The 13,792-nt window shown below is 73.2% G+C and carries 14 protein-coding genes; 8 read left to right on the top strand and 6 right to left on the bottom strand.

The genetic code is table 11. The annotated features are described in order from the left end of the window. Position 1: 1 nt before the first annotated feature. From OTB16_RS01690 to OTB16_RS01700, 3 genes are all read left to right on the top strand, one after another. Positions 2–781: an ABC transporter permease gene (locus OTB16_RS01690; RefSeq protein WP_267718370.1), complete on the top strand. Its 780-nt coding sequence runs from the start codon at positions 2–4 to the stop codon at positions 779–781. 152 nt (positions 782–933) lie between these two features. Beyond that, on the top strand, positions 934–2,049 hold the full coding sequence (locus OTB16_RS01695) for an ABC transporter ATP-binding protein (protein ID WP_267717803.1): 1,116 nt from the start codon (positions 934–936) through the stop codon (positions 2,047–2,049). Further along, positions 2,046–2,942, top strand: a complete 897-nt coding sequence (locus OTB16_RS01700) for an ABC transporter permease (RefSeq protein ID WP_267717804.1) — start codon at positions 2,046–2,048, stop codon at positions 2,940–2,942. Before OTB16_RS01695 ends, OTB16_RS01700 begins: the two co-directional genes overlap by 4 nt. A gap of 37 nt (positions 2,943–2,979) precedes the next feature. Here OTB16_RS01700 and OTB16_RS01705 read toward each other — a convergent pair whose 3' ends face one another. Next, positions 2,980–3,306, bottom strand: coding sequence for an ATP/GTP-binding protein (locus tag OTB16_RS01705; protein ID WP_267717805.1), 327 nt, complete (start codon positions 3,304–3,306; stop codon positions 2,980–2,982). Between the two features lie 230 nt (positions 3,307–3,536). Between OTB16_RS01705 and OTB16_RS01710 the strand changes: the two genes are divergently transcribed. After that, positions 3,537–4,568 (top strand): LLM class flavin-dependent oxidoreductase, encoded by a 1,032-nt coding sequence (locus OTB16_RS01710; protein WP_267717806.1) that lies wholly within the window; start codon positions 3,537–3,539, stop codon positions 4,566–4,568. Positions 4,569–4,599: 31 nt separating this feature from the next. On the opposite strand, the gene OTB16_RS01715 is transcribed toward OTB16_RS01710, so the two are convergent. After that, positions 4,600–4,992, bottom strand: coding sequence for an SCO5389 family protein (locus OTB16_RS01715; protein ID WP_243336246.1), 393 nt, complete (start codon positions 4,990–4,992; stop codon positions 4,600–4,602). A gap of 220 nt (positions 4,993–5,212) precedes the next feature. Here OTB16_RS01715 and nucS point away from each other — a divergent pair, with 220 nt between their 5' ends. Beyond that, positions 5,213–5,884 (top strand): endonuclease NucS, encoded by a 672-nt coding sequence (gene nucS / locus OTB16_RS01720; RefSeq protein ID WP_031150502.1) that lies wholly within the window; start codon positions 5,213–5,215, stop codon positions 5,882–5,884. Positions 5,885–5,953: 69 nt separating this feature from the next. On the opposite strand, the gene OTB16_RS01725 is transcribed toward nucS, so the two are convergent. From OTB16_RS01725 to OTB16_RS01735, 3 genes are all read right to left on the bottom strand, one after another. Beyond that, a complete protein-coding gene (locus OTB16_RS01725) occupies positions 5,954–8,743 on the bottom strand; it encodes an ATP-binding protein (protein ID WP_267717807.1) in 2,790 nt (929 codons plus the stop codon). A gap of 206 nt (positions 8,744–8,949) precedes the next feature. Then, positions 8,950–9,273 (bottom strand): STAS domain-containing protein, encoded by a 324-nt coding sequence (locus tag OTB16_RS01730; protein WP_267717808.1) that lies wholly within the window; start codon positions 9,271–9,273, stop codon positions 8,950–8,952. A 173-nt stretch (positions 9,274–9,446) separates the two neighbouring features. Then, complete coding sequence (locus OTB16_RS01735) at positions 9,447–10,295, bottom strand: 3-hydroxyacyl-CoA dehydrogenase family protein (RefSeq protein ID WP_267717809.1); 849 nt, start codon at positions 10,293–10,295, stop codon at positions 9,447–9,449. Between the two features lie 247 nt (positions 10,296–10,542). On the opposite strand from OTB16_RS01735, the gene OTB16_RS01740 reads away from it, so the two are divergent. Continuing rightward, positions 10,543–11,115 carry a cob(I)yrinic acid a,c-diamide adenosyltransferase gene (locus OTB16_RS01740; RefSeq protein ID WP_267717810.1) on the top strand — a complete coding sequence of 191 codons (573 nt, stop codon included), beginning with the start codon at positions 10,543–10,545 and terminating at the stop codon, positions 11,113–11,115. Between the two features lie 40 nt (positions 11,116–11,155). Here OTB16_RS01740 and OTB16_RS01745 read toward each other — a convergent pair whose 3' ends face one another. Then, positions 11,156–11,731 carry a hypothetical protein gene (locus OTB16_RS01745; protein WP_267717811.1) on the bottom strand — a complete coding sequence of 192 codons (576 nt, stop codon included), beginning with the start codon at positions 11,729–11,731 and terminating at the stop codon, positions 11,156–11,158. Between the two features lie 170 nt (positions 11,732–11,901). Between OTB16_RS01745 and OTB16_RS01750 the strand changes: the two genes are divergently transcribed. Both OTB16_RS01750 and OTB16_RS01755 read left to right on the top strand, forming a co-directional pair. After that, entirely contained in the window at positions 11,902–13,086 is a 1,185-nt protein-coding gene (locus tag OTB16_RS01750; RefSeq protein ID WP_267717812.1) for a sensor histidine kinase, read from the top strand. After that, positions 13,083–13,736, top strand: a complete 654-nt coding sequence (locus tag OTB16_RS01755) for a response regulator (protein WP_267717813.1) — start codon at positions 13,083–13,085, stop codon at positions 13,734–13,736. The genes OTB16_RS01750 and OTB16_RS01755 overlap by 4 nt, the downstream gene beginning before the upstream one ends. The last annotated feature ends 56 nt before the right edge of the window (positions 13,737–13,792 follow it).

A 13,792-nucleotide genomic window follows, 5' to 3' on the forward strand; every position in this document is an offset into this window, starting at 1 on the left:
CGTGTCCTCCTTCCCCGGCATCCTCAATTCCGAGTGGACCAAGATCCGTACGGTCGCCTCGACCACCTGGACCCTTGCCTCCGCCCTCGTCGTCACCGTCGGGAGCAGCGCCGCGCTGTGCGCGGTGGTCAGCGCGACCCTCGACGACATGACCCCGCAGGAGCGGCTCACCTTCGACCCGACCATGGCGAGCTTCGTCGGCATGACCTTCGGCCAGCTCGCGATGATCGTCTTCGGCGTGCTGGTGGTCGGCACGGAGTACAGCTCGGGGATGATCCGCACCTCGCTGGCCGCCGTGCCGCGCCGCGTGAGCTTCTTCTTCGGCAAGCTGACCGTCGCCACCGCCCTGGCGCTGGTCGTGGGTCTCGCGACCAGCTTCCTGTCCTTCTTCCTGGGACAGGTCATCCTGGGCGATGCCTCCGTCGGGATCGGCGGGGACAACGTGCTGCGCGCGGTCATCGGCGGCGGCCTCTACATGGCCATGATCGCGCTGTTCTCCATGGGTGTGGCGGCCATCCTGCGCGGGTCGGTGCTGGCGATCTGCATGCTGATCCCGTTCTTCCTCGTGATCTCCAACATCCTCGGAGGGGTACCCGCCACCCGGAAGTGGGCCCAGTACCTGCCGGACCAGGCGGGCGCCAAGATCATGCAGGTGGTCCCGGGCGGCATGGACGGCAGCACGACCACCTACGGCCCCTGGGGCGGCTTCGGGATCATGGTCCTGTGGACCGCCGCCGTCGTACTCGGGGGCTACCTCGTCCTCAAGAAGAGGGACGCCTGAGCACCGGGTCCTCCTGACGTACTACGGGTGATCCCCGGGCCGGTCTCAGGGGCGGCTCAGGGATCATGCCCGGGACGGAACCACCGGGGACTCGTTATCCTCTTAATCCTTACGCGGGCGAACGTCGTCCCGGCCTGGTAAGGGGCAGCAAGATGATCGAGGCAGTCGGACTCACCAAGCGCTTCGGCGCGAAGACCGCCGTCGACCAGTTGTCGTTCCAGGTCAAGCCGGGTCACGTCACCGGATTCCTCGGGCCCAACGGCTCGGGCAAGTCCACCACCATGCGCATGATCGTCGGCCTGGACCGGCCCACGTCCGGTCACGTCACGATCAACGGCCGCCCCTTCCGGGACCTGCCGAACGCCCAGCGGCACGTCGGAGCCCTGCTCGACGCCAAGGCCGTCCACGGCGGCCGCCGGGCGCGCACCCACCTGCTCGCCGTCGCCCAGCTCTCCGGCATCCCGGAGAAGCGGGTGGACGAGGTACTGGCCGTGGTCGGCCTCCAGGACACCGCCCGGCAGCGTACGAAGGGCTTCTCGCTCGGCATGGGCCAGCGGCTCGGCATCGCCACCGCCCTGCTCGGCGACCCGCAGGTGCTGCTCTTCGACGAGCCGGTCAACGGCCTCGACCCCGAGGGCATCCTCTGGGTCCGCAACCTGATGCGGCAGCTCGCCGCCGAGGGCCGCACCGTCTTCGTCTCCTCGCACCTGATGAGCGAGATGGCCCTCACCGCCGACCACCTGATCGTGATCGGCCGGGGCCGGCTGCTGGCCGAGATGGGCACCCAGGAGTTCATCACCCACAACTCGGCCGGATTCGCTCGGGTGCGCGCGGCCGACACCCACCCGGATGGCCGGGACACGATGGCCGCCGCCCTCACCGGGGCGGGCGCCCGGGTGCTCAAGGAGCCCGACGGAGCACTCCGCGTGACCGGACTGGAGCTGCCGCACATCGCCGACCTCGCGCACGGGGCGGGCGTACGGCTGTGGGAGCTGTCACCGCACCGGGCCTCGCTGGAGGAGGCGTACATGCGGCTGACCCAGTCCTCCGTCGAGTACGCCTCCACCGAGGACCCGCGCGCCGAGCTGTGGGAGCCCGAGCCTCCGAGCGTCCCGGCGTGGGAGGACGAGGAGGAGGCCCCGCAGGCCCCCGCCGCCGCCTTCTACGCTCCCCCGCCGCCCGCGGCGGGCGGCCAGCCCTTCCTGATGCCCGGCAGCCCCGGCGAGCTCGCCGCGGCGGCGAAGAACCACCCCGAGGAATCCCGATGACCGGCCCCACGCCCAGCGGCCCCGTGCCCGCCGCCGCCACTCCCGGCGCCACCACGCCCGGCGGCGCGACGGGCACCGCGGTCCGGCCGGCGGGCTACAGCTCCCCGCTGCCCACCCCGCGGCCGCACCTGGGGCACGCCCTGGCCTCGGAGTGGACCAAGCTGGTCTCCGTCCGCTCCACCCTGTGGACGCTGGGCTCCCTCGTGGTGGTCGTCGTCGGCATCGGGCTGCTCTTCGTGGCGCAGAGCAGCGACCGGGACTACATCGGGCTCACCTTCGCCACGCCCGCGCTCTTCGGGCTGCTGGTCGGGCAGATCGCGGTCATGGTGCTCGGCGTCCTGACGATCACCTCCGAGCACGCCACCGGTCTGGTCCGCACGACCTTCACCGCCGCCCCGGAGCGCCACCGCGTGCTCACCGCGAAGTACCTCGTCTTCAGCGCCACGGCCTTCACCGTCGTCAGCGCCGCCGTCTTCGTCGTCGGGCTGGCCGGGCAGATCGTGCACGGCGGGAGCGCCGCCGGCGCCCACCCCGCCAACGAGTGGTCCGGCGCGCTGCTGGGCAGCCTCTACGTCACCCTGCTCGGCATCCTCGCGCTCGCCGTCGGCGCGCTGATCCGGCACTCGGCCGGGGCGATCGCCGTGATGCTCGGGTTCGTCACGCTGCCGCCGGTGATAGGCGCGATGCTCAACATCTGGGAGGCGGCGGCGCCCACCGGACAGGTGATCCTCGAACACAACGCCCCGGTGGCCCTGATGACGCTGTTCGGCATGCAGGAAAGCGACGTCTCCCTGGACATGCCGGGCCCGGGCATCCACATGCTGGTCATCCTGGTCGTCACCGGCGCCGCCGTGATCGCCTCGTACCTGACGGTGGGCCGCCGGGACGTGTGACGCCGGGCGCCGGGCCTCCGCGGCCCGCGGCCCGGGCCTAGTGCCTGGGAGCGTTGCGGGACCGCTGCACCTTCGAGGTGCGGCGGTCCTTCGCGTTCCAACAGGCCTTGTGCCAGTGCCGCCGGTCGTCCACCCCGCCGTACTCCGGCCAGGCCACCAGGTGCGGGGTTCCGGAGGGGATCTCCTGGTCGCAGCCGGGGCAGCGGTAGCGCTTGCCCGCCGCGCTCGCGCCGGCGACGTGCCGGATCTTCCACTCCTCGCCCTGGTACTCCTCCGTCCGCTCCAGGCCGTACCGGTCGAGGCCGGTGCTGGGTCGTTCGTCCGGAGTCTCGCCGCCCCTGGGGCGGTTGTGGCGCGGTGACACGTATACCTCACGGAAGGGCGGACGGCAGTGACTTTCTCCCAGACTACGCGCCGTGGGCGCGGATACCCCCAGGGTGTCTACCGAGGGCGGACCGCGCACCGGCGACTGGCCCGACAATCCCAATAACTTTCCTGTCAGCCCGTGCCTTTGGCACGTGTCAGACGTTGTTGCCATAGGAAGAACCGGTCCACCTGGGGGAGGCCGCGTCAGCCGCGAGGAGGCTAAAGGCGATGCGCGTAGGAGCATTTGTACTGGCGGCCCAGTTCCCGGGCCAGGGAGCGGGCGAGGCACTGCACCGGGCGGTGCGGACCGCAGAGGTGGCCGAGGAGGCCGGGCTCGACTCGGTCTGGGTCGCCGAGCACCACTTCGTCCCGTACGGGGTCTGCCCCTCGGCGGTGACCCTGGCGGCCCTGATGCTGGGCCGGACCCGACGGCTGCGCGTGGGCACGGCGGTGAGCGTGCTGCCGAGCACGCACCCGGTGGCCCTCGGGGAGCAGACGGCGCTGCTGCACCTGACCTCGGGCGGCCGGTTCACCCTCGGGGTGGGGCGCGGCGGGCCGTGGGTGGACCTGGAGGTGTTCGGGGGCGGCCTGGACTCGTACGAGAACGGCTTCCCGGAGGCCCTGGACCTGCTGCGGAACTGGCTGACCCGGGCGCGGGTGGGGGCCGCCGGCGAGCGGTACGGCTTCCGCGAGGTGGCCGTGGTGCCGCGGCCCTCGGAGGCACTGGACGGGGACGGGCCCGGTCCGGAGGTAATCGTGGCCTGCACGTCGCCGTCGTCGGTGCGGTCGGCCGCGGAGCGGGGACTGCCGATGCTGCTGGGCATGCACTGCGGGGACGAGGACAAGGCGGCGATGGTCGGGCTGTGGCGGCGTACGGCGCGGGCCGCGGGTCACTCGCCGCAGGACGTGGCCCGGGCGGGGCACGTCTCCGCGGGGGTGTGCCAGCTGGCGGACCGTACGGCGGACGCCCGCGAGACCCTGCTGAAGGCGATGCCCGGCTGGTTCAGGCAGGGCTTGGACGCGCACGTGACGGTGGACGGCCGCAAGCGCACGATGCGGGACCCGCGCGCCTACACGGAACTGCTCTGCGACCTGCACCCGGTGGGCACCCCGGCCCTCGCGGCGGACCGGCTCGCGGCCACCGCGGAACGGACCGGCATCACCCGCTTCGCCCTCCTGACGGAGGGCTCCGGCGATCTCGCCGCGACGGAGGAGAACGTACGGCGCCTGGGCGCCGAAGTCCTGCCCCGCCTCGGCTGAGATCGACCGGGAGGTGCCCCGCCGTCAGCTGCTAGCAGTCCCGCATTTCCGGGGACTGGTTGAGCAGCTGGCCGCGGATCGAAGTGAACTTGGCCAGCCGGTCGTCCACCGAGGAGTCCAGCGGGAAGACCGCTACCCGGTGACAGTTCTGGAACGCCAGGCGCACTCCGAAATGCCGCTGCAGGGCACCGCGTATCGCGTCACTCGCAAGGGCGCGCAGCAGCTGCCCGCGCGCCTGCTCGTCGGGCGGCGGCGTCTGGTTGTCGGCGAACTGGCCGCCGTCCACCTTCAGCTGGGCCACCAGCGAGCTGATCATCTCCCATGCGTAGGGCAGGGAGGTCCGGACGCAGTCGACGAAGGCAGCTTCGTCGACCTCGCCTCGCTCGGCCTGTTCGAGTAGGGCCGGTGAGACGTCGAGCGACATGGGTTCTCCTCTCGCGACCCCGGCCGATTGGGTTGCCGGAGTCTTACGGGCAGGGAAGGAGATCGCGACGCAGCGTGCACGCTCCGCAACCTCCCGCTCACCACGGTAGGCGCCTCGTGGGTACCGCACCAGGAGAATGCGCATACAACGCGCCATCCGCGAACGGGGCTTTCAGGGGCGAATCGCGTGGAGGCCTCCCCGTCGAGTAGCGTTGCCGACCATGCGTCTCGTCATCGCCCGCTGCTCCGTCGACTACGCGGGCCGGCTCACCGCCCATCTGCCCTCGGCACCCCGTCTGATCCTCGTGAAGGCCGACGGCAGTGTCTCGATCCACGCGGACGACCGGGCGTACAAACCGCTCAACTGGATGTCGCCGCCCTGCACCCTCAAAGAGGGGACCGGGGACGAAGCCGGCGTGTGGACGGTCGTCAACAAGGCGGGCGAGAAGCTCATCATCACGATGGAAGAAGTCCTCCACGACTCCTCCCACGAGCTCGGCATCGACCCCGGGCTCATCAAGGACGGCGTCGAGGCCCACCTCCAGGAACTCCTCGCCGACCGCATCGAAACCCTGGGCGAGGGCTACACCCTGATCCGCCGCGAGTACATGACGGCCATCGGCCCCGTGGACATCCTGTGCCGTGACTCCTCCGGGGCGACGGTGGCGGTGGAGATCAAGCGGCGCGGCGAGATCGACGGCGTGGAGCAGCTGACCCGCTACCTGGAGCTGCTGAACCGCGACCCGCACCTGGCCCCGGTCCGGGGCGTCTTCGCGGCGCAGGAGATCAAGCCGCAGGCCAAGGTGCTGGCCACGGACCGTGGGATGGACTGCGTGGTACTGGACTACAACGCCATGCGCGGCATCGAGGACGACAAGCTCCGCCTGTTCTGAGCCCGTTGACCGGCCTCGCCGGGTCGGGGACGGGGTCCCCGACCCGGCGAACGGTTACCCGGCGAACGGTCACCCGGCGCCGGGCGGCAAGGGATCGGTCGTCGGCGCGACGGTGGCCGTCGGCGTGACGGACGGCGTGGGCGACTCGGCCGTGGCCGTCGGCTCCGGCGACGGTGTGGGCGCGGTGGTGGCCGGCGGCGGCGTGGTCTTCGGCGGCGTCGTGGACGGCCGCTGGGACGGGGTGCGCGCCGGGGTCCGGCCCGGGGCCGGCGCGAGCGTCTCTCCGGGTACGACGCTCTCCCCGGGCGCGGTGGACTCGGCGGGAGCGGCCGGTTCGGTGGGCGGCGTCGTCGCGGGATCGTGTCCGCTCGTCCCCGGCAGGACCGCCGGAGGCGCCGTCGGGGACGTGGAGACCGCCGGCCCCTCCTTCGCCGGTGACGGCGCGTCGGACGAACTCAGGGCCAGCGCGACCACCGTGCCCAGCGTCACCACCGCCAGCGCTCCCGCTCCGGCGAGGAGCAGTACGCGCCGTCGCCCGGCCCGCGGGCCCGGTACGGGCACGGGCACTCGCGCCGTCGCCGCGGCGGCGGGCTCCTTCGGTGTGAGCGGGAAAGCCTCCTCGAACACCTCCGACAGCGTCGTGGGCGGCGCCGAGCGGCGGGCGACCGGCACCACCGGAGTCAGCCGCGTCACCGCCTCCGAGGGCTCACGGGCGGCGCCGTCGACCGGCGCGGCCGGCGTGCCGGGGCCCTTGGCGAGCCCGGCGGCCGGCGTGACCGCCGCCGGGGCCCGCCCCGCGGCCGGCGCACCGGCGGGGCCCGCGGCGGCTCCCGCACCGGCGGGGCCCGCGGCGGCTCCCGTACCGGCGGGGCCCGTGGCGGCGAGGCCCGTGGCGGCCCCCGTACCAGCCGGGCCCGCGGCGGCCTCCGTGGCCGCCGCACTGCCCGTGGCCGCGGCCGTACGCGCCGCACCGCCCGCGCCCGCGACGGCCGCCGCGACCGCGGCTGCCGCTGCCGAGGCCGCGGGCACACCGCCCGCGCCCGCCGTGGCGCCCGAGGTCGCACCCGTACCCGCACCCGTACCCATACCTGCGCCCGCACCTGCCGCCGGAGCGCCCGTACCCGCCGGGAGGGCCGCCGTGACCGCCGCGGCACCCGCACCCGCACCCGTGCCTGCGCCCGTACCCGCCGGGAGGGCAGCCGGTGCCTCCAGCCGCAGCGGCGGCGAGGCGGACACCTCCGCCGACTCCCGGTCCACGACCAGCGCGAGCGCCCGCCGTCCCGCGATCGTGCCCCGCTTGTCCGCGAGCGCGCCCCGCAGCCCGATCGAGGTCTCCAGCTCGGCCCGCGCCCGGTCGAGGCGCCCCTCGCACAGCGCGAGCACGCCCAGCTCGTGGTGGAAGTAGGCCTGTTCCGCGACCTCACCCGCCTTCCGCGCGGCCTCGGCGCCCGAGCGCAGCACCCGCTCCCACGCCTCCCAGTGCAGCGAGGCCGCGAAGGCGGGGGCCGCCGTGCGCGCCAGCAGCACCGCCGCCACGACGTCCGCGCCGGCCAGCGCGGCGAGCACCGCCTCCGCCTCGGCGCCGACGCGCTCCGGGGTCACCGAGGCGTGCCCGGTCCACCAGGCGTAGTGCCGGGCGGCCGTACGGGCCTCCTCCGCGGCGGTGTCGCCGTACCCGACGTCCTCCAGCTGCCGCGCGACCCCCGCGGCCAGCCGGTAGCGCGCCCCGACGGGCGTCAGCAGCCCGCAGGCCAGCAGTTCCGCGACGGCCGTGTCCGCGTGCGTGTCCCCCACCAGCGCCGGCAGGTGCGCGTGGTGCGGCAGCTCCCCGCCCAGCGCGCACGCGATCCGCAGGGCCGCGCGCGCGGACTCGCTGACCCGTGAGGCCAGCAGCTCGGCGGGGGCCGCGCCCTCGGCGAGCGTGGGCAGGGGCACCTCGACGGCGTCGCGCGGGCGCCCCTCGAAGACGCCGGGCTCCTCCTCGTCGTCGTCCTCGTCGGCGCGGTTGAGCTCATCGCGCTGCCGCAGCAGCGCGGCGGCCTGGACGAAGCGCAGCGGCAGTCCCTCGGAGGCGAACCGCAGGTCTCCCGCCCAGGCGGTCTCCTCGTCCGTCAGCGGGCGTCCCGCACGCGCCTCCAGCAGGTCCAGGCACTCCGCCTTGCCGAGGCCCGAGAGGAAGACCTCCTCCAGGTGCGAGTCGTCGGAGGGGGCCCGGGTGTCGGGGGTCGTGGCGAGCAGGTAGGCGCACTCGGGGGTGGCGCGCAGCAGCTCGTCGAGGGCGCTGCCGCCCATCTCCAGGTCGTCGAGGAGGACGACGGCGCCTATGTCCCGTACCCGGGAGAGGAGCTCGATGCGGTCGGGCCGGTCCTCCGGGGCCTCGTACACGGCCGCGTGCAGCGCGTGCAGCAGTTCGGCGGGCTGCTGGTGCCCGTAGCCGCTGAGCCGTACGACGCCGTCCGGCGCGAGGTCCGCGCACGCGGTGGCGACCGCGTCGAGCAGGGTGGTGCGGCCCGATCCGGCGGGGCCGGTCAGCCGTACGGACCGGCCCCGGCCCAGCAGCCGTACGAGGCGCTCCCGCTCCTCCTCGCGGGCCGGCGGCAGCCGTCCGGGGACGGGCTGGCCGGGCAGCGCGGGGGGCCGTGCGCCCGCTTCCCGGGCACGGCGGGCCGCCGCTGCGCGCTTGGCGGGCCTGCGGCCGGTGTCAGCGCCGGGGCGGTGCGGTTCTATCTCGCTGCCGTCGACGGGATTGACGGTGAGGGAGAAGTCCCCCGCGGTGAGGGTGACGATCCGCGCGGGCGCGGCCGGGGTGCTCCCGGACCGCTCCGCCGGATCGGCCGTCTGCCCCTGTGTACGGTCCATGACCAAGTCCCCCGATCGCGGGCCGTGCGCCTCGCCGTCGTACCGCCCGGCCGTCGCACACGCCGCTGTCGCCACTGGTCCGGTTTCCGCCCGAACCCTAGACCGTGGCCGGTCGCGCCGGAACCGCCGGGGTGCCATCACCACCGGACCGTTACGTTTCCGCTGGAAACGGCGGCCGGACGGCAGCCGGACGACGGCCGGGTGGATCACACCCGGGGCAGGGACTCCGCTTCGAGGCCGCCCTCGATCGCGAGGATGCGGTGGAGCCGGGTGGCGACGAGGAGCCGCTGCATCTGCGGCGGCACCCCGCGCAGGACGAGGCGGCGTCCGGTCCGGCCGGCCCTCCGGTGGGCGCCCATGATCACGCCGAGGCCGGTGGCGTCCCAGGAGTCGAGTCCGGTGAGGTCGAGCACGAGGTCGCCGTGGCCGTCGTCGAGGGCGGAGTGGAGGACCGTCCGGGCGTCCGCCGCGCTCCGCACGTCGAGGCGGCCCCCGACAGCGAGTTCGGCGTGGTCGCCCCTGATGTGCATGTGTACTCCCGGCAGTACTGCGTACGTATGGTCCGACTGGTCCGTGGTCGGCAACTCTCACTGCAACTGACTGCCTGGCGGGCAGGTAAGTTGCCGACCGTGAGCGAACCGATACCTAATTCACTCCGTGGGGTGAAGGCATTCGAACGGTGGTGCTCAGTGGCCCGGCCGGGTCAGTGCTTGTAGAAGCCCTGACCGCTCTTGCGGCCGATGTCCCCGGCGTCCACCATCCGGCGCATCAGCTCCGGCGGCGCGAACTTCTCGTCCTGCGACTCGGTGTAGATGTTGCTCGTGGCGTGGAGCAGGATGTCCACGCCCGTGAGGTCGGCGGTGGCCAGCGGGCCCATCGCGTGGCCGAAGCCCAGCTTGCAGGCGATGTCGATGTCCTCGGCGGACGCCACGCCCGATTCGTACAGTTTCGCGGCCTCGACGACCAGGGCGGAGATCAGACGGGTCGTCACGAAGCCGGCGACGTCGCGGTTGACGACGATGCAGGTCTTGCCGACGGACTCGGCGAATGCCCGCGTGGTGGCGAGGGTTTCGTCGCTCGTCTTGTAGCCGCGCACGAGCTCGCACAGCTGCATCAGCGGGACGGGCGAGAAGAAGTGGGCGCCGACGACGCGCTCCGGACGCTCCGTCACGGCCGCGATCTTGGTGATCGGGATGGCGGAGGTGTTGGAGGCGAGGATGGTGTCCTCGCGCACGATCTTGTCGAGGGCACGGAAGATCTCGTGCTTGATCTCGATCTTCTCGAAGGCGGCCTCCACGACGATGTCCACGTCGGCGACCGCGTCGAGGTCGGTGGTGGTGGTGATGCGCGCGAGCGCGGCCTCCGCGTCCTCGGCCGACAGCTTGCCCTTGGAGACGAACTTGTCGTACGAGGCCTTGATCCCGTCGGTACCGCGGGTCAGCGCGGCATCGGTGACGTCGCGCAGTACGACGTCCCAACCCGCCTGAGCGGAGACCTGAGCGATCCCGGAACCCATCAGTCCGGCACCGATGACGGCGAGCTTCCCAGCCACTGCACACCCCTCGTTCTCAAAACGGCTCAGTCTCGTAGCCCTCTCCGGCGGAGACTAGCGTTTGGGCGGTGCGGTGTGACCGCGAAGTAACACGCGTCACGTCTCAGCTGACGGACATCACACTGGTACGGCCCAGCGTCCCTGCACAGCCCCCCAGTTCGCTCCGCCCCCTACGCCCGGTGCGGGCGCCCGGCCGCCGGCGGGGCACCGCGTGCGGATTCCGGCGGGGCGTCACTACGCTGGCGGCATGGTGAACCTCACGCGCATCTACACCCGTACCGGCGACAAGGGCACGACCGCCCTCGGCGACATGAGCCGTACGGCCAAGACCGACCTGCGGATCTCCGCGTACGCCGACGCCAACGAGGCCAACGCGGCCCTGGGGACGGCTATCGCGCTGGGCGCGCTGCCCGAGGAGGTCGTGAAGGTCCTGGTCCGGGTGCAGAACGACCTCTTCGACGTCGGCGCCGACCTGTGCACGCCGGTGGTGGAGAACCCGCAGTACCCGCCGCTGCGCGTGGAGCAGTTCTACATCGACAAGCTGGAGGCGGACTGCGACCTCTACCTTGAGCGGGTGGAGAAGCTGCGGAGCTTCATCCTGCCCGGCGGCACCCCCGGCGCCGCCCTGCTGCACCAGGCCTGCACGGTCGTCCGGCGGGCCGAGCGCTCTACCTGGTCGGCGCTGGAGGTGCACGGCGAGGTGATGAACCCGCTGACCGCCACCTACCTCAACCGCCTCTCCGACCTCCTGTTCATCCTGGCCCGGGTGGCCAACAAGGAGGTCGGGGACGTGCTGTGGGTGCCGGGCGGCGAGCGCTGACCCGCCGAGGACGCGGGCCCTTGCACGATCCGGAACCCCCCTAGCGATCGGCCTCGACCCGGCCGTACCGCTCCCCGGAGGCGCCGGCCGGGGCCTTCTTCGGCCAGATCGTGTACGCGACGGCGATCAGGGCGTGGATCCCGGCCACCCGCAGGGCGGCGTACTGCGTCGCCTCCAGCGAGCTGACGTCGCCCGCGTCGCCGACGTACCAGATCGCGGCCTGGAGCAGGCCGAGCGCGACGGCGGCGGCGACGACGGTGCGGACCCACAGCTTCCACTCGTGGACGGCCCGCGCCTTCCCGTATCCCGCACCGGCCGGCTTGGGGCCGCCCGCGAGCCGGTGCGCGGCGTGGCCGTCGAGCCACTTCACCGTGTAGTGGCCGTAGGCGACGGTGTAACCGAGGTACAGCGCCGCGAGGCCGTGCTTCCAGTCGGGTACGGCGCCGTTCCTGAGGTCGATGGCGGTGACGGCCAGCAGGACGAGTTCCAGCACCGGTTCGCACAGCAGGACGGCCGCCCCGAGCCGCGGCATCCTGGCCAGGTAGCGCAGGGACAGCCCGGCCGCCAGCAGTACCCAGAAGCCGACTTCACAGGCGATGATCACGGTGACGATCACGGGTCTCTCCGTTGCGTTCGGTCCGGTTCTCGGGTGTTCCCTCCCAGAGTCCCGCCGGATCGGGCCCGGTTCGTCGTCTGCGGTGACGAAAGACCACTGCACCCTTCGATGTACCCGGCGTCCGCCCCGGCGCCGAGGCCGGCGGCGCTCCCACCGTGTTGGATGGGAGCGTGACCCCGAGAAGCCTCCGCCCCCACCGCCACGACGTGCTCCTCGCCCTGGTCAGCGTGCTCGCGGGCCTCGTGCTCTGGTCGCTCGGCGTGCACCAGGCCGACAGCCGGGACTTCCTCCCCGACTGGGCGGCCCTGGTCCCGCTGCTGGTCCTCGGCGCGATGGAGCTGCTGCGCCGTTCCGCGCCCAGGGTGGCGCTGAACGTCGGCACCGTCGGCCTGGTCGCCGACCAGTTCACGGTCGGCAGCCTCGCCACCGTCCTGATCTTCACCGACCTGATGTACGCGGCCGTGGTCTACGGCCCGCCCGCCATGGCGCGGCGGCTCCCGGTCACCACCGGCCTGATCACCGTGGCCGTCACGATCGTCTCGGTGGCCTGGCTGCGTACGCCACAGGCCCTGCTGATCGGTGTGGTCACCGGCCTCGTCAGCTTCGCCCCGGCCCTGACGGGGGCCACCCTGCGCAACCAGCGGGAGGCCGCCGTGGCCGCCCGGCTGCGCGCCGAGCAGACGGCGCTGCTGGCCGAGATGGACCGTACCCAGGCCGTGATGGCCGAGCGCGCCCGGATGGCGCGGGAGCTGCACGACATGGTGGCCAACCACCTCTCCGCCATCGCCATCCACTCCACCGCCGCGCTCTCCATCGACCAGCCCGGCACCAGCCGCGAGGCACTCGGTGTGATCCGGGAGAACAGCGTCCAGGGGCTGGCCGAAATGCGCCGTCTGATCGGGCTGCTGCGGGACGCCGGGGCGGGGCAGGAGCCGGCCGCCACCCCCTCGCTGGACGGCCTGGACGCCCTGCTCGGGCAGGCCCGCACCAACGGCTCGGGAAGCGGGCTGGAATTCGTCCTCCACGACGACCGGACGGACGGGGGCGCCGTGCCGGCGCCCGTGGAGCTGGCGGCGTACCGCATCCTGCAGGAGTCGCTGACCAACGCGCTCAAGCACGCGGCGCCGGGCACGGTCTCGGTCCGCGTGGCCCGCGGGGGCGGGCAGCTGAGCGTGGCCGTGGACTCCCCGTACGGGGACCGGCCCGGCCCGCGCGCCCCCGGGTCCGGAGCCGGGCTGATCGGCATGCGGGAACGGGCGGAGCTGCTGGGCGGACGGTTCACGGCGGGCCGGTCCGGCCCGGTGTGGCGGGTGCGGGCGATCCTGCCCGCGGAGGAGAGGGCGGTGGAGGCATGACCATCCGGGTGGTGGTGGCGGAGGACCAGAGCGCGGTACGGGCCGGGCTGGTGCTGATCCTGCGCAGCGCGGGCGACATCGAGGTGGCGGGCGAAGCCGCCGACGGGGAGGAGGCGGTGCGCCTCGCCCGGGAACTACGTCCGGATCTCGTCCTCATGGACGTCCAGATGCCCCGGCTCGACGGGGTGTCGGCGACGCGCCAGGTGGTCGCGGAGGGGCTGGCGGACGTCCTCGTCCTGACCACCTTCGACCTCGACGAGTACGTCTTCGGGGCGCTGCGGGCGGGGGCGGCCGGCTTCCTGCTGAAGAACGCGGACGCGGCCGAGCTGATCGAGGCGGTACGCACCGTCGCGCGCGGGGAGGGCCTGATCGCCCCGGCGGTGACCAGGCGGCTGATCGCCGAGTTCGCCTGCCCGCAGGTGCGCCGGCCGCAGGCCCCGCCGGAGACCGCGGCGGCGGTGGCCTCGCTCACGCGCCGGGAGCGGGAGGTGCTGGGATGCCTGGGAGAGGGGCTCTCGAACGCGGAGATCGCGGTACGGCTGGAGATGGCCGAGGCCACCGTGAAGACGCACGTCAGCAGGCTGCTGGGGAAGCTGGACCTGCGCAGCAGGGTCCAAGCGGCCGTACTGGCAGGAGAGTTGGGCATTTAGGAGCACCGGTCTGGACCTCTTGACGGTTGGTCCAGACCTTTCTACGCTCGCGGAAC

Source organism: Streptomyces antarcticus, assembly GCF_026627255.1.
In the GTDB taxonomy this organism is placed as follows: Bacteria; Actinomycetota; Actinomycetes; order Streptomycetales; family Streptomycetaceae; genus Streptomyces; species Streptomyces antarcticus.